Source organism: Paenibacillus endophyticus, from assembly GCF_014192395.1.
GTDB lineage: Bacteria > Bacillota > Bacilli > Paenibacillales > Paenibacillaceae > Pristimantibacillus > Pristimantibacillus endophyticus.
This window is the reverse complement of record NZ_JACHXW010000007.1, coordinates 145,828-164,162: the sequence shown is the minus strand read 5'-3', so window position 1 is coordinate 164,162 and position 18,335 is coordinate 145,828. Positions and strand designations below refer to the sequence as shown.

At 52.1% G+C, this 18,335-nt stretch carries 16 protein-coding genes; 8 read left to right on the top strand and 8 right to left on the bottom strand.

Features of this window, described 5'->3' with window-relative positions; genetic code table 11:
- Positions 1–43: 43 nt before the first annotated feature.
- A complete protein-coding gene (locus FHS16_RS13800; RefSeq protein WP_183563028.1) occupies positions 44–1,972 on the bottom strand; it encodes an acyltransferase family protein in 1,929 nt (642 codons plus the stop codon).
- Between the two features lie 935 nt (positions 1,973–2,907).
- Between FHS16_RS13800 and FHS16_RS13795 the strand changes: the two genes are divergently transcribed.
- A complete protein-coding gene (locus FHS16_RS13795; protein WP_183563025.1) occupies positions 2,908–4,155 on the top strand; it encodes a TolB-like translocation protein in 1,248 nt (415 codons plus the stop codon).
- A 68-nt stretch (positions 4,156–4,223) separates the two neighbouring features.
- On the opposite strand, the gene FHS16_RS13790 is transcribed toward FHS16_RS13795, so the two are convergent.
- From FHS16_RS13790 to FHS16_RS13780, 3 genes are all read right to left on the bottom strand, one after another.
- A complete protein-coding gene (locus tag FHS16_RS13790; RefSeq protein ID WP_376769670.1) occupies positions 4,224–5,192 on the bottom strand; it encodes an MraY family glycosyltransferase in 969 nt (322 codons plus the stop codon).
- A gap of 169 nt (positions 5,193–5,361) precedes the next feature.
- Positions 5,362–5,886, bottom strand: coding sequence for a hypothetical protein (locus FHS16_RS13785; protein ID WP_183563022.1), 525 nt, complete (start codon positions 5,884–5,886; stop codon positions 5,362–5,364).
- A 24-nt stretch (positions 5,887–5,910) separates the two neighbouring features.
- Positions 5,911–7,386 carry a hypothetical protein gene (locus FHS16_RS13780; RefSeq protein WP_183563019.1) on the bottom strand — a complete coding sequence of 492 codons (1,476 nt, stop codon included), beginning with the start codon at positions 7,384–7,386 and terminating at the stop codon, positions 5,911–5,913.
- Positions 7,387–7,652: 266 nt separating this feature from the next.
- Here FHS16_RS13780 and FHS16_RS13775 point away from each other — a divergent pair, with 266 nt between their 5' ends.
- The 4 genes from FHS16_RS13775 (at position 7,653) to FHS16_RS13760 (ending at position 11,087) form a co-directional block, all read left to right on the top strand.
- The gene (locus FHS16_RS13775; RefSeq protein ID WP_183563016.1) at positions 7,653–8,558 is read left to right on the top strand and encodes an NAD(P)/FAD-dependent oxidoreductase; all 906 of its coding nucleotides are present in this window, start codon (positions 7,653–7,655) and stop codon (positions 8,556–8,558) included.
- Between the two features lie 202 nt (positions 8,559–8,760).
- Complete coding sequence (locus FHS16_RS13770) at positions 8,761–9,570, top strand: GNAT family N-acetyltransferase (protein ID WP_183563013.1); 810 nt, start codon at positions 8,761–8,763, stop codon at positions 9,568–9,570.
- Between the two features lie 54 nt (positions 9,571–9,624).
- Positions 9,625–10,539, top strand: coding sequence for a helix-turn-helix transcriptional regulator (locus FHS16_RS13765; protein ID WP_312890903.1), 915 nt, complete (start codon positions 9,625–9,627; stop codon positions 10,537–10,539).
- 65 nt (positions 10,540–10,604) lie between these two features.
- The gene (locus FHS16_RS13760) at positions 10,605–11,087 is read left to right on the top strand and encodes a GyrI-like domain-containing protein (RefSeq protein WP_183563009.1); all 483 of its coding nucleotides are present in this window, start codon (positions 10,605–10,607) and stop codon (positions 11,085–11,087) included.
- A gap of 175 nt (positions 11,088–11,262) precedes the next feature.
- On the opposite strand, the gene FHS16_RS13755 is transcribed toward FHS16_RS13760, so the two are convergent.
- From FHS16_RS13755 to FHS16_RS13740, 4 genes are all read right to left on the bottom strand, one after another.
- On the bottom strand, positions 11,263–11,832 hold the full coding sequence (locus tag FHS16_RS13755) for a beta-class carbonic anhydrase (RefSeq protein ID WP_183563005.1): 570 nt from the start codon (positions 11,830–11,832) through the stop codon (positions 11,263–11,265).
- A gap of 80 nt (positions 11,833–11,912) precedes the next feature.
- Positions 11,913–14,063: a YhgE/Pip domain-containing protein gene (locus tag FHS16_RS13750; RefSeq protein ID WP_183563002.1), complete on the bottom strand. Its 2,151-nt coding sequence runs from the start codon at positions 14,061–14,063 to the stop codon at positions 11,913–11,915.
- A gap of 152 nt (positions 14,064–14,215) precedes the next feature.
- The gene (locus tag FHS16_RS13745; RefSeq protein ID WP_183562999.1) at positions 14,216–15,229 is read right to left on the bottom strand and encodes an LLM class flavin-dependent oxidoreductase; all 1,014 of its coding nucleotides are present in this window, start codon (positions 15,227–15,229) and stop codon (positions 14,216–14,218) included.
- A 247-nt stretch (positions 15,230–15,476) separates the two neighbouring features.
- Complete coding sequence (locus FHS16_RS13740; RefSeq protein ID WP_183562996.1) at positions 15,477–16,196, bottom strand: 3-ketoacyl-ACP reductase; 720 nt, start codon at positions 16,194–16,196, stop codon at positions 15,477–15,479.
- 178 nt (positions 16,197–16,374) lie between these two features.
- Here FHS16_RS13740 and FHS16_RS13735 point away from each other — a divergent pair, with 178 nt between their 5' ends.
- The 3 genes from FHS16_RS13735 (at position 16,375) to hxlB (ending at position 18,038) form a co-directional block, all read left to right on the top strand.
- Complete coding sequence (locus tag FHS16_RS13735) at positions 16,375–16,710, top strand: winged helix-turn-helix transcriptional regulator (RefSeq protein ID WP_183562993.1); 336 nt, start codon at positions 16,375–16,377, stop codon at positions 16,708–16,710.
- 129 nt (positions 16,711–16,839) lie between these two features.
- Positions 16,840–17,472: a 3-hexulose-6-phosphate synthase gene (hxlA, locus tag FHS16_RS13730; RefSeq protein ID WP_183562990.1), complete on the top strand. Its 633-nt coding sequence runs from the start codon at positions 16,840–16,842 to the stop codon at positions 17,470–17,472.
- Positions 17,473–17,477: 5 nt separating this feature from the next.
- On the top strand, positions 17,478–18,038 hold the full coding sequence (gene hxlB, locus FHS16_RS13725) for a 6-phospho-3-hexuloisomerase (RefSeq protein ID WP_183562987.1): 561 nt from the start codon (positions 17,478–17,480) through the stop codon (positions 18,036–18,038).
- Positions 18,039–18,335 lie beyond the last annotated feature (297 nt).

Genomic DNA, 18,335 nt, shown 5'->3' with positions numbered 1-18,335 from the left:
GGGAAATGCGGTTCTCCCGTTGCACGCTATTTCTAGTATCTCCTCATACTTCCTCACGTTTGAGTGCTTTTGCCACCATATCCGCATAAAAAGAAGCACCATGCTTCTTCAGGTGGACGCCGTCCGTGGAGAAGAAATCCTTCTTCCCCTTGCTTGCCGAATACCAATCCACGATCGTCACATTCTCGTTTGCTTTTGCGGTTTCCGCGAGCATTTTATTTACGGTGTCCTGCCATTTGCGCGGTACGCGCGTATTGATCATGAAGATCTTTCGCTTCGGTCCGATCGTATCCAGCAGCGCTGCCATCTGCTTTGTCGTGAAGGAGCCGTTGGTACCGAGCTCAATGATGACCGTGTCCGCGAGCTCGTCGCCGCGTTTCAGCTTCTCTAGAATGGCAACAGCCTGCGAAAATTGCCTGCCTACTTTGCCGTCTATGGCGATGCCGGGCAGCAGCTTCTCTAGATAAGGACCGGCATCCAGCAGAACGGAGTCTCCGATTGCCGTAATCTCAGCTATCGGATGGGAAGCATCCGGCTTTGCTCCAGGTGCGGGCGCTGCCGTAGCGGTGGGGGTCGTTGGTTTGGCAACAACTGCAACGGGCTTTCCGCCTGTCTCATCCGGCTTCGTCTGCAGAGTGTCTTCGATTTTGTCTGGCTTGCCTGCTGCGTCAGGTTCAGCGGGATTATGAGGAGTCGGCGTTGTTTCAATGGTTACGGCTGGGTGGTTTGTTGCTGAACCGCTATCCGCTTGGACGGCTGCCGATTGGAGATTGACGCTGCTTGCGCAGGATACGCAGGAAACGATCAAGACGATGCCGACGAAGTAGCTTGTTGATTTCCGTAGATGAGGGATCTGGAAGCACTCCTTAAGCGAACGAAACAGCCTCCCGATTGCGCCGTGCCTGATCGGCTCCTCCACAAAGCGCCAGGACAGCTCTGCAAGAACGAAGGTGAGCACGGCCTGCATGAACGCTCTTGCTAGATGAAGCTCTCCTGCCTCGGCAGTCGGCGTAGTTAGCACGATGATCGGATAATGATACAAGTAAATGCCGTAGGAGCGAACGCCAATCCACGCGAGTGACTTGCTGCCGATGACGCTGGCCAGCTTGCTCGCCGGATGCGCCATAGCGGCAACGACTGCAGCTGTTGCAATGGCAAGCAGCACCATGCCGCCGCGATAGAGGAAAGCATCGTATTCGCCGGTTGTAGCGATCATAACCGCGATTACGGTCATGCCGGCCGTGCCCACGCTGTCAAGCAGGATGCGACTGCGCTGCGATATGGTCGTGGATAGCTTCCAGCTCGGCCAAACGACAGCTAATGCAGCCCCGATAAGGAGAGCGAAAGCTCTTGTATCCGTACCGTAATATACTCGGCTTGGGTCAATCCCGGGCTGATAAAGCATTGCCATAGCGCCGGCAGATAATGCGGCTGCGGCGAGTGTCCATAATGCGAACTGACCGCGTTTGGGTACGAAGCGGATAGCAGCGATTAGCAAAAGCGGCCAAACGAGATAAAATTGCTCCTCGACCGCAAGCGACCATAAATGCCCGAAAGGTGAGGCGGGACCAAAGCTTTCGAAATAAGAGATCTCGTGAAAAATGAGCCACCAATTGCTTATATAGAGCAAAGCGGAGCCGATATCTCCTCTTAATGCAAAGAGTCTGCTGGAATCGCTGACGACCAGCCATAAGGAAACGAGTGCGATCATGAGAAACATCGCGGGAAGAAGCCGTCTTGCTCGGCGAATAAAAAAGGCTTTGAGGTCGATGGCTTTATTTTGACCAAGCTGTTTAAGCAAAATATCCGTAATCAGGTAGCCAGAGAGGACAAAAAACATGCTCACGCCAAGCAGGCCGCCAGGCACAGCTTTGAGATTTAAATGATAAGCAATAACAGCTAGGACGGCGACAGCGCGCAGGCCATCAAGTCCAGGCATATACCGGCTGCTGTTGCCAACGGGCTTAGGCATGGCGAATGCCTCCTTCACAAATCAGGATGGGGAGACTTGCAGCAGAGCGACATAGGCGAAGCATGTGAGACAGATGCGATAGGAAGGAATTGCGGAAGGTAAAAATGATGTTCAGCCCCTCTAAAAGTTAAATCGTTGTATAAGCAATTATAAAAGGTAAGCTCGGAAAATTCGTAACAGAACAGTTACAAAGCGGTATCAAGCCGGTATCAAACCGTATCAAACCGTATCAGACCCGAAATGGCAGCTCTCAAAATAATGAATGGAAACCTATATAAGTTGAACTAAGCATTTGCGTTTTGGGTGCTGCCTGAGAAGATCGTTCTGAAGAGTCGGGGTTGCAGCCAGATTTTTTAATTTTCTAAGACATTTAAAGGTAAGAATACGGCTGTAAAAGCGAGAAGATCGTTTCTGGAGAAACGATCTTCTCGCTTCGCTAGATTAAGGAAAGGCGCCTAGACTGTACTTTGTACAGTAGAAACCTCACATGAGAGCCGTTTCAGATGGCTACATTGTAATTTTGCAGGAGAATAAGCTCTAAACCAACGAATATCGCCCTAGAATAGTCATTCTATTGCACAAACTACAGTGTAGGTAGCGAGTCAGGCAAGTAACGTCGATTACGTTGTACAAACTGCAGCGTAGCCTCGTCCTATAGTGCTATTCCCTAAACTACCTAACCCAACTAGATAAGTTGAACCAAAGGAACCAAAGAAATCAGCGGTGTCCTTGACTGGATTTCCTTTAAGATATAAAGATAAAGCTTGATAATGTCCATCCCTGCCTGTTCGAGTTATTTGCGTTCTTATTCGACATGCAGGTCGTTATTTCCTCACCATAGGTTTCTAAAACTTAAGTTCAACTAATATAGTATGTTTCTTCTGGTGCAGGGAACGGTAACCATAACATGACGAACATGAGGAGGAATGCAACGAATGCATTTTTTGAGAATGGGAATTGCCGTGTTGATGGCCTTTACTTTGATGGCAGGGGGAGCTGACTATAGCGGGGCAGCACGAGGGACTGGCCAACCGGTGGCTGCATTCGTCAGGGATGGCGGATTATGGGTGAAAGCAGGCGAGAAAGAGAAGCTACTGGATAAAGGACCGGCCATTCGGAATCCGAGCTGGTCATTTAATGGGAAGTGGCTCGCCTATACAAAAGGGGCAGATGAAAAGGAGTTGTGGGTGCTGGAGCTACGTACCGCTAGAGCAGCTCTTGTGCATGCGGAGGGAGGCGAGCGGTTCCAATGGTCGCCTTATGACGAGAAGCTGGCTTATCTTATCAACGGGCAGCTGCAATATGTCGATGCCAAGCAGCCAGGCACCCTGCTTGGGAAGGCAGAGGGCATCGGCAATTTTTCTTGGCTGCCAAGCGGAAAGGGCTTTTTCGCCTCCTCCCGCTCGGAGCTGCTGCCGGATGGATGGACGCCGATAACACTTTACGAAATTCCGCTTATGGCATTAGGGCAGCCAGCCGAATATGTAACTGTGCATGTGCTGCCGAAACCCTCGGATGATTTTTTTGCCGTCGGGACAAGTGCCTTCAAGTGGTCGGCCGACGGCCGATGGATTGCGTTCCTAGCGACGCCGACCGCTTCGCTGTCCGCTGACAGCAACACGCTTTGCGCCGTATCGGCGGACGGTGTCTTATTTCGCACGCTGGATGAGATGGTCCGTCATGAGGAATGGTTCGAGTGGTCGCCTACTGGTGATCAGCTTGCTTACATTGCGGGAATCGGACGCGAGGCGACCAGCAACAAGCAGCTGAAGGTCATTGCCGTTTCATCCGAGAGAAGCGCTGCCTACACGCCTAAAGGATTTGTAGATGGGGATTTCACGTGGCAGGGCCCAGCTCATATCGTCGTATCAAGAGCTAAGGAAAAGAAAGCAGGTGTTATGGAGCCTGCAAGTCCAGTCTATCCGCATTTAGTCAGCATAGAGCTCGCAAGCGGCAAGCAAAAGCAGCTGACGAGACCGTCGAAAAAACAAGGACAGTACGATCCTGCACGTCTAAAAGACGCTCTTTCATGGGTGAACGCCGATCAGACGGAGGCAAACGTCATGCTGGCGGATGACCGCGGCCGCCGTGCCGTTGTATGGATTAAACAAATAGACATCGCTTCATCTTATTATGGACAGTGGGGCTGGCCTGAGGTAGTTTCCTATTATGGCCGACATTGAACGTATCGCAAGCAAGCGGCTGTAACGCGAACAAAAAAGAACCGAGACGCCGAGTCTCGGTTCTTGCTTTATATTTGGACGAGCAGCAGAATGATGGATGACAAGCACAGGCATGTGCTGATTAAGCACAGGAACATGACGACCTGCTTGTGGTTCAAGCCTGCGCGAAGCAGCCGGTAATGGGCTTGGCTGGCATCCGCTTGATAGATCGCTTTTCCTTGCATCATTCGTTTCACGACGACGAACAAATTGTCGAATATCGGTACGCCCAGCGCGAGAATCGGGATGAACAGCGATATGACCGTAGCTTGCTTGAATGCGCCGTCGAGCGCGATAACGGCTAGGATGAATCCTAGAAAGGTCGCGCCGGCATCGCCCATGAAGATTTTGGCGGGCGGCTTGTTGTACCTTAAGTAAGCAATGGTTACGCCGACCAAAATGATAGCCATAATGGCAGAGTTGGATTGGCCCTTTGCGAGCGCAACGACGAATAGGGTCACGGCCGAGATTGCGGATAGACCGCCTGCCAGTCCGTCCATGCCATCGGAGAAATTAATGACGGTCGTAACGCCGAAAATCCACAAAATCGTAAGCAAAAATTGCAAGACGACCGGAAGCATGACGTAATCGCCTGAGAGCGGGTTATAAAAACCGGTAAAGGATATGCCGGAAGCGTACACGAGCACGGCCGCCGATATTTGCACGATGAATTTAGGCAGGGAGGGAAAATCTTTCCCTTTCGTTTTATACCAATCATCTACGGTGCCGATTACCAGGAGCAGCACGCCACCGGCAAATATAGCGCCTGTCTGTAGCGAAAAGTCTCTAGCGACAAGCAGATACGTAACGAAAAATCCTATAAATATAACATAGCTTGCGGTCAGCGGAATCGGTTCGCGATGGAGCTTCCGCTCCACGTCCTTCCGGGGCTTGTCCACGAAATCAAAGCGGAAAGCCATCCTGCCAAACGGCGGTATTAAGAAATAAACGATCGCGAAGGAAACGACGAGAGAGATTACGTATAAAATGTTGGTCACCACCGTTAATTAATGAAGGAACAACAGAATTATACAATTCGAGCAGAAGATTGTCGATTGGCGGCGGCGTATGTGAGAAGATATTAATATATGTGTGGCCCCGGCGCACTGCGCTGGGGCCACACATTTCTTGCGGGATATAAGCTGTTGATTCTTCGGCTGCTGCAGGCTATAGCAAGAGATTCTCCAGCGCTTGCGCAGCGGTTTCGTCTCCTGCCGATACGCGAAGCAAGGCTTCCATGTACAGCTGATGGAGATGAAGAATGAGGCCGTTCTGCGTATCGATCGCTTTGACATTGGATACATCCGCGTTGCCAAGCAGAAGGAGCGAATTATGCTTGAAGTAGACGACGCCTGTGTCGGCGAATAATCCGAATGCACCCAAAGGCAATACGGTGTTCAGCTTGGCTGCGAGAAGCAGCAGCTGCTCATAATAGTCGGAGGACACGTCCTCGGCTATTGTAACGAAGGCTTGCAGAATACAGATGCCTGCTGCCTCGGCGTCTTCCATATTAGGAAGGAAACAAAGCTCCAGCTGAATCTCCCGCGCTTCCTCGCCAATGTCGTCAAATAAGACGATGAGCGAGCGGAAAGGATCTTCAGGCGTAGGCTCGGCCCAGCCAGTCCGGAACCCTTCCGAGCGGTAATCGGTTTCCAGCAGGTGAAGCAATCGGTTTGGTCCTGTCGTATCCATGGTCATACACACCTCCAGCATTTACTAAGTATGGAGTTTCTTCGCGATAAGATCGGCCTTTGGCGTTTTCTTCTTCGGATCTGGCTTGAGGCCGATATTGGTAATCAAGGTTACATACTGCGGATCGGATTCTAGCACGCCTTTTTTGTATATCGTGTGTGCAAGATCGGTAATAATCTGGGCGTAGCATTGCGCAACGGAGTTGAATCCGTTCTGCTGAAGCAGTCCGTTGCGAAGAACCGATTTGTCCGGCTTGGCTTTCGGATCAGCGGCTTGAAGCTCAGCCACTTTCTTATCCACGCCAAGGAAGCGGTCCACGATTTCTTCTTTGCGCGTACGTTTTTTATAAAATTTATAGATAGCCGCAATACCGCCAATTGCTCCCGCAACACCGAGCAGCAGCCATCCGACAGGTGTTGCCGCGCTCGCAAGCAATAATCCGCCTCCGACGATCATTGCCGCGCCTTTTAACGCCGTGGCACCGCTTTTTTTGCGATTAATTTCCTGAGTACTTGCCCCAATATTCGCTGCGAGATTCAGGTTGGCATCCTTGCCAGCCGTTTCCTTCTCCAGCTTTTCGAGATTTTTTTTGCGTTTGCCGTGCGTATACACGCCGGCTGCCCCGCTTGCCAGGTAGGCCGCTCCGCCAACTACGCCGGCTGCCCCGGCTGCTGCCGTAGCTGCGGTGCTGACAGCAGCACCCATATATGTCTGTGTATTGACCACGCTTTGTGCGCCGAAGCGAGTAAGGTCGGCAACACCTGCAAAGCCTTCTCCTCCAATATTTTGCGCTTTGTCATGCGTGCTTAGAGCCTCGTCATGATTCTGTGTCGCATTGTAGATCTGCATGCCTGAAGTAACCCCGCTGAGCATAGCGGCTGCAGGACCGATATCTGTTACGGCTCCGAGAGCGCCTTCGTGCGCTGCGCCTGCAACAAGGCCCTGAGTCGTGCTTACGCTGGTCGCGGTTGCGCTTGCAGCACCGACCGAGGCTGCTGCCGCTGTCGTCGCGTACGTCACATAGTCGCGGTCAGTGTCATCGTTGTAGTTTTTCGTATTCTGGCCTTTAACGGTTCGCACGATCTTAGAAAATTTATCCCAGTCGACGCTGCGCCCGGTAAAGCCTGTAATATGCTTCTTCGCCTTGCTGAGCGAGGACGAGCCGGTCCCGCCTGAGCATAGATGCGTAACGATTTTCTGTTCGGTGGTGCTTAACGCTTCAAAGAACGCGAACAAGTCCGATTTCTTATCTTTGGCGGCTTCTGCTTTCAGCCAGCTGGCGATTGCCTGCGAGCCTCCGGCAGCGGCGGCTCCGTCGCCCTGGAGCTGCTTGACGTTCGCTTGCGCAGCGCGATTGCCGGCCGTGCGCTGCAATTGCAGGACATTGGAAGGGGCTGCGGCGCTTGGCGCCCGGTCCGAAGTAACGGAGGGCTGGCCTGGCGTCGATTTAATAGATTCGCGGGAAGAAGTCGCCTTCTTCAGTAATGGACTGTTAGCCAAGTATAACCCCTCCTAAGATGGAAAGCCTGCCTGTACGAAATGGTGTAACCATGCGTGATCCGAGCTTATAATGTAGTTCTTTTATCTTAGCACGACTTGCCAAATTGTACTATTAAAATGGTGCAAATTACCTTATTTTCGACAAAATTTTAATTTGAATTTCAATAAGCTGCCACGCATAGGCATTCTCTTCCTTCCGTATGAATAAGGATAAGCGATCCTTTAATAGATAGAACGCATTGCATGAAGAAGGGGGAGCCGTGTACATGAAGCTGGATTGTGCCATTATCGGCGGCGGGCCGGCGGGCTTGAACGCCGCGCTTATGCTTGGCAGATCGCGGAGATTGGTGATCGTATTCGACACGAACAAGCCGAGAAATGCTGTAGCCCGCGAGTCCCATGGGTTTATTACACGGGACGGCATTGAGCCGAGGGAGCTGCGCAGACTCGCGCATCAGGATATCGCGAACTATCCTACCGTCACGATCAAGCCGGATAAGGTTACCGAAATTAAACCGATGGCTGGCGTTTTTGAGGTGACGACGAGCAACGGAGTCATGTATCAAGCCCGAACGGTTATTCTGGCCGCGGGACTGAAGGAGTCGTTGCCCGCTATACCAGGCTTGCCGCAATTTTATGGAAAAAGCGTGTTTAGCTGTCCGTACTGCGACGGCTGGGAGCTTCGAGACCAGCCGCTGATGGTTCTATCTGAAGGCTCCAATCTCTTTCACTTGGCCAAAATCGTGTATAACTGGAGCAAGGACGTGCTTGTGTGCACGAATGGAGCTAATACATTGAATACGCAGCAGATCGCCATGCTTGGGCAGAGGGGCATTCAGGTGGCTCCTTACAAAATCAAAGCGCTTCAAGGCGAGAACGGAAAGCTGAAGCGAATCCTGTTTGAGAATGATGCAGAGGTAAAGCGCTCAGGCGGCTTTATCACGCCATCATGGGATCAAGCCGCCGCATTCGGGGAAGCGCTCGGATGCGCGATGACGCCGTCTGGCGGCTTCGTGACGGACGACTACGGCCGTACGAGCGTCAAAGGCGTATATGCTGCGGGCGATTCCTCTATTATTGTGCCTGCGCAGCTGATCGTGGCGGCGGGAGAGGGCAGCAAGGCGGCGATTGGGGCGAACACCGATTTGACGAATGCTGACTTTGGCGGATAGAAAGTTACTCGGCTGAATCTGATTCAAATGGAGGTGAGCAAGCATTTGCCCGTCCGAGTCGTTGGAACCGGCGGGATGAGAATGAGAATATGTTGTTATTTGTTACACCCGGTCGCTTTATGGGTATTGGATGTGGACCAATCGAAATCAACTGCTCCATGTTTCATTTATTGTGCTAACCGTGGGTAGGGGGAGGGATCTTATGCTGGAGAAGTTGCAAGCCGATGATTGCGTATTAAACCAATTTCCGTTTATGCGGGATGAGCTGCAATACAATTTGATTCATTTGATTACGGCAATCGAGGGGGCGACCGCGCTCAAAACGCCTGACGGACGAATGCTGTTCGCAGGATCGCCAGGCCATAATGCTTGGCTTTGGTTATCGGAGGACGTTACGGACGAACACAGGATTATGCTCATGAAGGAGCTTGTCGGCTATCATCAAGGGATGGATCTGCCTGGCATATGCGGTGCCCCGCCTACGGCAGAGCTCTTCGCTAAGCTATACTCCGAAATTAACTCGTTGCAATACCATTCCTATATGAAGATGCAAACTTATTCTTGCCCAAAGGTGATTAAACCCGTTAAGGTAAAAGGAAAGCTGGTTCAGGCAACAAGGCAGCATGTGGAGCTCGTCGCTGAATTTATGGCAGGTTTCTCGGAGGATGCGTACGGGGCATCCGTAATCCCTGCGAGCCAGCTCCCGGCGGCTGAGGGCATGGTCATGAGAGGCAATTTATATTTCTGGACGGTTGACGAGCTTCCGGTGTCGATGGCCAATATCGCTCATCGTTCTCCTCGGCATGGTCGGATCAATACGGTGTATACGCCGCCGGTATTGCGTAAGAACGGGTATGCAAGCGCAGTTGTAGCTGGGCTTTGCAAGATACTGGAGGAAGAGGACCGCGAGCCGATGCTCTATGCGGATACTAAAAACCCGAATGCCAATAAGGTATACAAGAATATAGGATTTGTAGAGAGCGGCCCTATTGCCGAGATTAGGTTCATGTAGAAAAAGCAGCAGCAGAAAGAAGGAAGCAGCCTGAAGATCGATCGTTTGTTAGCTATGACCGTACTGCTGCTAAACCGCCGCCGCATTAGCGCAAAGGAGCTGGCGGACCGCTTTGAAGTGTCTACGAAGACGATTTACCGTGATATGGATACGTTAAGCCAAGCGGGAATACCTGTGTTCGCTCATCAAGGCACGACGGGCGGCTTCGAGATTATGGAGCAGTACACCATTTCGCGCCAGTATCTCTCATTGGGAGAAATTTCATCAATTATCGCAGCGGTCAAGGGCATCGGAACGGCGTTGCAGGATGCAACCTACGCCAGCTTACATGAAAAGGTCACAACGCTTCTGCATCAATCGGACAAGCATCAGGAGGGGCATAGGCCAGAAAGCTTAGTCTTTGATCTTAACCCGTGGGGACTGGGACAGGCAGCGCGGGATAAGGTAAACACCTTTAGACGGGCGATAGAGGATACGAAGCTGGCGCGGTTCAGCTATATGAATTCCAATAGCTCAGAATCGGAGCGCACAGTTGAGCCTTACGCATTGATCTTGAAAGGAAACGTGTGGTACTTGCACGCCTATTGCACGCTGCGCCGGCAATTCCGCGTGTTTCGCCTCTCCCGCGTGCAGCAGCTTGTTATGCTTGAGGAGCGGTTCGAGCGGCGCGCTGTACCTGCAATGGAGAGCTATACATGGGATTCGGAATGGATTGGCCGTTTGCTCGCCCGGGTAACGCTACTTTTTCAGCCGCAGGTTCGTTACCGCGTGGGAGATTCTTTCCACCCGGATATGATTGCCACACTTGAGGATGGCTCTCTGCGAGTCGAGGGAGAGATGACGATAGACGAGTGGTTCTTCGGCATGGTGCTCAGCTATGGCAGCCAGGTGAGAGTGGAGCATCCATTCCATATCGCGGAGGAGGTCGTTCGCCGGGCTCGCCAAATTGTTGCAAGCTACGAGAACTAAGACAGACAGCTGTCCAGTTTCCCCGACTATACTAGTGAAAGAAATAACGAAATGGGGAAAAACGGATGAATGAACAGCTTGTAGCAAAGCCAGCGATATCGCTAATTGGGGTAGCTGCCCGCACGACCAATGCAGCCGAGGCGGGGCCGGATGGCCAGTTAGCCAAACTCTGGCAAGCTTATTTCGCAAGCGGCATTGCGAAGAGTGAGCGGGTTAGCAACGGACATATGATTTATGCGCTATATACGGATTACGAGAGTGATGCAAGCGGTGCGTACACGACTCTTATTGGACATGAGCGCGCAGTTGGACAAGCGGATACTCCTGCCGGTCTAGAGCTGGCCGAGGTTCCTGAAGCGAAATATAAGGTATTCAGGACGCAAAAGGGACCTGTCTACGAGGTTGTGGCACAGGCATGGGGCGAGATTTGGGCTTATTTCGATCAGGCTTCGCTTGAGCGTGCCTACACCGGTGATTTCGAGCTTTATGACGGACGTACCTTCGATCCGGAGCACGCAGAGATCGATATTTATATCGCGGTCAAATAGAAGAAACTGAAAAAAACGTACAAGCACCCGCTTTGGGCGGGGCTTGTACGTTTTTTTCGAAATATAGGAAAGTATATCATTCTGCCAACTTTCTCTGTATTTCTACGCGAAACTTTAGCTTGGCCGCCAGAGGACGGCTTCAGCCGTTACGCTTGTTAAGAGAGTATAAATGCGGTTAATTCTCGTCGCGATAATCTTCAACGAGCACTTCAAGAGCGCCTGTCTCGGGATGCATGATAAAACCGTGAACGGGAATGTCCTTCGGGAATAGCGGATGCTTGCGAATAAGCTCGACGCTGTGCATCACGCCTTCCTCGGCGCTTGCGAAGCCCCGCAAAAACTTCTCCATGCGAATTCCTGAGTTTTCCAATGTTTCTATGGCAAGCGGGTCAATGCCGTGTTTAATAAATTTGTTGACCATGCCCTGCGTATCCAAATTCGTCATGCCGCAGCCGTGATGTCCGATAACGAGCACCTCGCGAGCGCCAAGCTCGTAGACGGCGACGAGAATGCTGCGCATGGCGCTGCCGAAGGGCTGTGTCAGAATGGCGCCGGCGTTTTTGATAAATTTGGCATCGCCGTTTTTGATGTTCAATGCTTTGGGCAGCAGCTCGACAAGCCGCGTATCCATACAAGTGAGAACAGCAACCTTCTTGTCTGGAAACTTATCAGTCAAATAAGACTCGTACTGCTTCTCTTCAACAAACTTTTTGTTAAACTCCAAAATGCGCGGAACAATGGACATATTATTTCCTCCCAGCCAACATAATTGCTATCTATTTAATAATATTATTCATGGAAAGCAGGAGAGAGTCAAATGTAGATCTAATGAATGATCCCGCTTTGCTTCGCTTTTTCCAGCATTTTGACCGTATAGCGATTGATCCACTTTTTCAATGCGAGACCGAGGAGCAGGGCGGCTCCGGCAAAAACGGCCAGTGCTAGCAGGTCCCGAACGACGATATCCCAAAGAATGCCGCCGACCGCCTCGCGCATCATGCTGATCGCATACGTAAAGGGCAGGAAGGGATGGATGGCTTGGAAGAAAGGCGGAGTAACCTGAATGGGAAACGTGCCGCCGGAGCCCGCAAGCTGGAGCACGAGCAGCACGATAGCCATCGCTTTGCCCACGTTGCCGAATATGGAAACGAGCGTGTAGACAATCAGCATAAATACGGCACTAAGCAGGAGCCCGAACAACACGAACCATAACGGATCGGCGACGTAAGCCTTCAGCAGCCATATATCCCCGAGCGTCACAAGAAGCGATTGTACAAGCGCGATAGTCAGAAAAGTGAGGTAGCGGCCCAGATAGATCTGGTAGCTCCGATAAGCCGTCTCTGCGTGGTGAACGTCGACCGTCAGCAGCGATACGAGCAGCAGGGCGCCAACCCAAAGCGACAGCGTGGTGAAAAACGGCGACATTGCGGACCCGTAATTCGGAATCGGGAACAAGCGGTTTTCCTTTAAGAGGACAGGCTCAGCGAAAAAAGCGCCCTCGCGCTCTGCGTCATTTTTGAGCAGGTCAACAAGCTCGTTCAGATTTCCTTCCTTCTCCAGCTCGCGGATGCGCTGGGCAAAGTCCTTGATCCGCTGCTCTGCTTCAGGCAAACGAGCTTGAAGCTTAGCCAGCTCGCGACCGCCAGCCTCCAGCCCCTTGGCGGCATCACTTGCAATGCTGATGGCGTCCGGAATAGCTTTACCTGCTTCCGTAAGCACCGATTGCGCGCTCGCCGCTGCCTGCTTTGCTTTATCCGCTGCTTGTTTGACGCGCGGCAGGATCTCGCTGTCATAACGGCCTAGCACATCCGTTAGCATCGCGGAGGCTTCCTTCGATAGCGCGTTTAAATGATCGATTAAAGTTTGAGCGGGCTGCTCCCCCTTCTGTATGGCGGAGCGGATCTGCGAGACCAGCTCCAGCTGCTGCTGGAACCTGCTGTTCGCCTGCTGCAGCCGGCCAATGATGGCGGTTAGCTGCTTGCCATCGGTTAGCGCGTTCAACCGCTCCAGCAGCTTGACCATCCCGCTTGACACGGCAACCGCGCTGGATAGCCGTTTTTCCGCGAGTGCGAGCGTCGTTTGGACAACGGCGGGATCAATGGATGTGTCCTGCAAAATAGCGGTTAGCTGCTCCATGCTCTCCGCTGTCTCGAGCAGCAGTTGCAAATCCTGTTTAATGAGCGGACCTGCGCTGTCGAGCGCGAGCGTGCTTTGCTCGAAGAAAAGGCCAAGCTGCTTCGTGAATGCTTCGCCATCTTGGGCAAGCTGGGCAGCTTTCGGGAGCTCGGCTTGCACCGTTCCGACTATTTTTTTTGATTTCTCGATATCGGTTGCGGCTAGCGCGACCGCGTCATTGATTTGAGGAATTAGCGATTCCAGCTTGAACACGGTTTGGCGGACCTGCTCGATAGCGGGCTGGTTTTCCTCAAGCTCCACGCCTATTTGATTAAAGATGCGGAATATCGTCTCATTCGCGGTTTTTACGAAGCTGGCGCGAACCTCCTCGATAATGCCGCTTGCTCCCTTTTGGGCAATTTTGGGCGCGACTGCGTTAATCTTTTCGTTGACGGCATAATCGAGCTCCGCTTGCTGCAGATTGTCGGTCAGCACGGTGGCCATCTTCGCGGAGAAGTCTGCAGGAATCGTAATGCTGGCATAATAATCGCCATGTTTGACGCCATCCATCGCTTGTTTTCCCTCGACAAACACCCAGCCGATTTTTTTATTTTCCTTCAGGGAAGCGATGATTTCATCTCCGGCTTGGATCGGCGTGCCGCGCAGCTCGGCGCCTTCGTCATTGTTAACGACAGCAATGGCAAGCGAGCTGGTCTGGCCGTAAGGATCCCAAGACGCTTTAATATTGAACCATGCATAAAGGGATGGCAGGAATGCGAGGCCGACGATGATGATGGCAGCAGCGCTGTTGCGGGCAATGCTGCTGAGATCCTTGGTGTAGATAGCGAATATTTGCTTCATATGTACTCACTCCTAATAATGGCTGATCTTAGTATTGCTGATTAATCCGCGATCTACCCAAGGAATAAAGTGATTTATGGCACGTTCAGCTCAAAAAGGCAGAAGCCGCAGCTGTTATGCTGTAGCTTCTGCCTTTGAAATTGTGTTTTTCTTTAGGTGCGGTCTTCGCTCATAAGCTCTGCGAGCAGCTCGAAGGAGCGGAGGCGCGCATTATGGTCGTAGATTTGGCTGACAACGATCAGCTCGTCCACGCCTGTCTCCTCGATAATCGCGTTCAGCTTCTCTTTGACGGTTGCTTTGGTGCCGGAGATGGTGAAGCTGAGCTGCTTGCGCACCATCATCTTCTCCTGCTCGGTCCAAAGCCCGTCCATCGTGTCGACTGGAGGGTTGAGCTGCCCCATGCGCCCGCGGATCAGGTTCAAGAAAGCTTGCTCCTGCGACGTTGCAAGGTAAGCGGCAGCCTCATCCGTATCCGCTGCGATGACGTTGATGCCCGCCATGGCATAAGGCTTATCGAGCACGCTAGAAGGACGGAAGCTGTCGCGGTACAGCTTTAAGGCCGGAACCAGGAAGTCTGGCGCAAAGTGGCTTGCGAAAGCAAACGGAAGGCCGTGATGCCCGGCAAGCTGGGCGCTGAAGCCGCTGGAGCCAAGCAGCCAGATCGGGACGTCGAGTCCTTCGCCCGGAACGGCTCGCGGCATGATGCCTCGGCCTTCCTCGGTTGGGTTGAAATAATGCCGCAGCTCTTTCAGCTGTTCAGGGAAATCCTCGCCGTTCGAGCCAAGGCCGCGCCGCAGCGCACGGGCGGCCACCTGATCGGACCCCGGAGCTCTTCCAAGCCCGAGGTCGATCCTGCCTGGATACATCGATTCGAGCGTGCCGAACTGCTCGGCGATGACGAGCGGCGCATGGTTTGGCAGCATGATACCGCCTGAGCCGACGCGGATCTTTTCCGTGCCCGCTGCAATGTAACCGATAACGACGGAGGTCGCGGAGCTTGCAATGCCGGGCATATTATGATGCTCGGCCACCCAGTAGCGGTGATAGCCCCATTTCTCGGCGTGCTGCGCCAAATCCAGTGTGTTGCGGAAGGAATGTGCGGGCGAACCGCCGGTTACGATTGGTGCCAGATCGAGTATGGATAAAGGAATGTTCGAAATCGTCATTGGTACAAATACCTCCTCGTTATATGCGAAGGCAGCAGATGTGCCTCGCTTTGAATGGCTAGCGCGCGCCTCGACTGAAATCCTCGATACCGTGATTGACTAGCGCGCGTCTTGACGGAGATCCTCGATATCGTGATTGACTAGCGGGCGCCTCGACTGAAAACCGCGCCGCCCTGACTGACTTAGGCGCGCCTGAACGGAAAGCCCCGACGCCGTGTACGGCTGCGGGGCTTTCTCGGCTTGTCGATTATTGCGGATTCGTGGTCCAGATGCCCGCTGATTTAATAAATACGCGGTCAGGCAGCTTCAAAGCGGCAAGAACAAGCTCGGCCAAATCCTCGGCCTGCATCATGCGATCCTCATCGCCGATTTTGAGCCCGGCATTCGAAGCAAGCTCCGTATTGACGGTGCTTGGCGTAAGGACGGTTACGCGGATGTTCGACTTGCGCACCTCCTGCATAAGCGCCTCTGTCATGCCGATTACCGCGAACTTGGATGCGCAGTAGGCTGAGCCTGTCGCAAAGCCGCGCTCGCCTGCCGAGGATGCGATGTTAATGATGCTGCCGCTGCTTTGCTCCAGCATCGTCGGCAGCGCGGCACGCGTGACGTAATAGGTGCCTAGCACGTTGGTTTGGATAATGCTTTCCCACTGCTCGTGATCCATATCCAGCAGCGTGCCGAACGTTCCGATTCCCGCGTTATTGATCAGAATATCGATAGAGCCTAGGTTTTCTTTCAGCGTGGAAACAGCTTGGTCCACTTCAGATTTTACGGCAATATCTGCGGAAGCAATGAAAACCTTCACGCCGTAAGTGCTTGCAAGCGAGGCTTGCAGCGATTCCAGATCGGAGCGGGTGCGGGCAACCAGCCCCAAGTTAACGCCCTCTTCCGCCAGTGCGGTTGCAATGGCTTTGCCAATGCCTTTTCCCGCGCCGGTAATAATAGCGGATCTATTTTTTAATTCCATGGGTATCTCTCCTCTTCAATGGTTGATAGGGGTGATTCGTACATAGCGACAACGATATGATATCCTTTTAAGAAGGCTTCACATACGCTAGGTTTAATTATTATGCTACATCATACGTAAAGCAAGTAGCAACTTTATAGTAAGCAGGTATCATTTTTATATTGAAAAGGAGTCGTTTATGTTGGGAGATCAGCATTTTAAAGAGACGGTAGAGTTAACGCTTAAGGTCATCGGCGGCAAATGGAAGCCGGTCATTCTGTGCCATCTGACGGAGGGCACGCACCGGTTCGGCGAGCTGAAGCGTGAGATGCCGGCCATCACCCAAAAGATGCTTACTCAGCAGCTGCGCGAGCTCGAAGAGGACGCGATCATCGACCGCAAGGTATATGTGCAGGTGCCGCCTAAGGTAGAGTACTCGCTAACCGAGTATGGCTTATCTGTAAAAGCATTGCTAAACGTCATGTCTCAGTGGGGAGAGCAGCATCAGGAAAGGCTCTCCGAGCAGCGCATGTGAGGCAATAGAGGTCCCTCATAGTACCCAAATGGGAACTACGTTCCATAAAAGTGCGTACTGTTTTTTCTGACTGAGAGGGTCTAGAATAAGGGCTGTCGGAACGAAAAAATGGATGAGGAGCGATAAAAAATGAAATTACAACTAGCGCTGGATTTGGTTAACATAGAGGGAGCAATCGAGGTCGTTAAGCAAGTGGAGCCTTACGTGGATATCGTGGAGATCGGCACGCCGATTGTCATTAACGAAGGGCTGCACGCAGTAAAGGCATTAAAGAATGCTTTCCCGAACATGACCGTGCTTGCCGATCTGAAAATTATGGATGCAGGCGGCTATGAAGTGATGAAAGCCTCAGAGGCTGGCGCGGATATCGTGACCATTCTTGGCGTAGCCGAGGACGCTAGCATCACGGGCGCAGTGGAAGAAGCCAAAAAGCAAGGAAAACAAATTTTAGTCGATATGATTGCGGTGAAAAACTTAGCAGAGCGTGCCGCGCAGGTAGATGCGCTTGGCGTTGATTATATTTGCGTGCATACCGGCTATGATCTTCAGGCCGTTGGACAAAATTCATTCGAGGATCTTCTCACGCTGAAGTCCGTAGTCAAAAACGCGAAGATAGCCGTTGCTGGTGGAATCAAGCTGGGTACGCTGCCTGAAGTTATCGCTGCCGGTCCTGACCTTGTAATTGTTGGCGGCGGCATTACTGGACAAGATGACATGAGTGCCGTTGCATCCGAGATGCAGCAATTGATCAAGCAGGGGTAACCGCTATGAAAACAAGCGATGCTGGTTATGCGGTAATACTGAAGGAGCTGCAGCAAGCTGCAGCTCAGCTTGATCAGGGACAGCTGACGTATTTGGCTGAGGCAGTCAGCTCTGCTGGCCGCGTGTTTGTTGCCGGAGCTGGACGCTCAGGCTTGATGATGCGGGCGTTCGCGATGCGCTTGATGCATATGGGAATCGATGTGTATGTCGTTGGCGAGACGGTCACGCGCAGCTTGGGCAAAGGCGACCTATTGCTGATCGGCAGCGGCTCGGGCGAGACCAAATCGCTTGTGCCGATGGCGGAGAAGGCACAAGCGATTGGAGCGGTTGTAGGCGCATTGACGCTTGCACCAGAGTCGACCATTGGTAGAAATGCTGACTTTGTAGTCAAGCTGCCTGGTACACCGAAGGATCAGGCGGAGCATGAAGCATCGACAGTGCAGCCTATGGGCTCCTTGTTCGAGCAGATACTGCTGATCGTAGGCGATGCGGTTATTCTAAGCCTGATGGAAAAGCAGGAGCTGAGCGGCAAGGCGATGTACGGCAATCATGCGAACTTGGAGTAAGAGAGTAGTCATTGTGGGAAGAGCTTTATCTAGGTAGAGCTGAATCATAGGAATAAAGCTGAATCTAAGAGTAAGACTGAATCATAGGGGTAAAGCTGAATCTAAGAGTAAGACTGAATCATAGGGGTAAAGCTGAATCTAAGAGTAAGACTGAATCATTGGAGTAAAGCTGAATCTAAAAGTAGTACTCAATCATAGGAGTAAAGCTGAATCTAAGAGTAAGACTGAATCATAGGGGTAAAGCTGAATCTAAGAGTAAGACTGAATCATTGGAGTAAAGCTGAATCTAAAAGTAGT

What these genes read in the sequence shown, in the direction of transcription:
- FHS16_RS13800 (WP_183563028.1), bottom strand. Translation starts at nt 1,972, where the DNA reads ATGCCTAAGCCCGTTGGCAACAGCAGCCGGTATATGCCTGGACTTGAT.
- FHS16_RS13795 (WP_183563025.1), top strand. Translation starts at nt 2,908, where the DNA reads ATGCATTTTTTGAGAATGGGAATTGCCGTGTTGATGGCCTTTACTTTG.
- FHS16_RS13785 (WP_183563022.1), bottom strand. Translation starts at nt 5,886, where the DNA reads ATGGATACGACAGGACCAAACCGATTGCTTCACCTGCTGGAAACCGAT.
- FHS16_RS13775 (WP_183563016.1), top strand. Translation starts at nt 7,653, where the DNA reads ATGAAGCTGGATTGTGCCATTATCGGCGGCGGGCCGGCGGGCTTGAAC.
- FHS16_RS13770 (WP_183563013.1), top strand. Translation starts at nt 8,761, where the DNA reads ATGCTGGAGAAGTTGCAAGCCGATGATTGCGTATTAAACCAATTTCCG.
- FHS16_RS13765 (WP_312890903.1), top strand. Translation starts at nt 9,625, where the DNA reads ATGACCGTACTGCTGCTAAACCGCCGCCGCATTAGCGCAAAGGAGCTG.
- FHS16_RS13760 (WP_183563009.1), top strand. Translation starts at nt 10,605, where the DNA reads ATGAATGAACAGCTTGTAGCAAAGCCAGCGATATCGCTAATTGGGGTA.
- FHS16_RS13755 (WP_183563005.1), bottom strand. Translation starts at nt 11,832, where the DNA reads ATGTCCATTGTTCCGCGCATTTTGGAGTTTAACAAAAAGTTTGTTGAA.
- FHS16_RS13750 (WP_183563002.1), bottom strand. Translation starts at nt 14,063, where the DNA reads ATGAAGCAAATATTCGCTATCTACACCAAGGATCTCAGCAGCATTGCC.
- FHS16_RS13745 (WP_183562999.1), bottom strand. Translation starts at nt 15,229, where the DNA reads ATGACGATTTCGAACATTCCTTTATCCATACTCGATCTGGCACCAATC.
- FHS16_RS13740 (WP_183562996.1), bottom strand. Translation starts at nt 16,196, where the DNA reads ATGGAATTAAAAAATAGATCCGCTATTATTACCGGCGCGGGAAAAGGC.
- FHS16_RS13735 (WP_183562993.1), top strand. Translation starts at nt 16,375, where the DNA reads ATGTTGGGAGATCAGCATTTTAAAGAGACGGTAGAGTTAACGCTTAAG.
- hxlA (WP_183562990.1), top strand. Translation starts at nt 16,840, where the DNA reads ATGAAATTACAACTAGCGCTGGATTTGGTTAACATAGAGGGAGCAATC.
- hxlB (WP_183562987.1), top strand. Translation starts at nt 17,478, where the DNA reads ATGAAAACAAGCGATGCTGGTTATGCGGTAATACTGAAGGAGCTGCAG.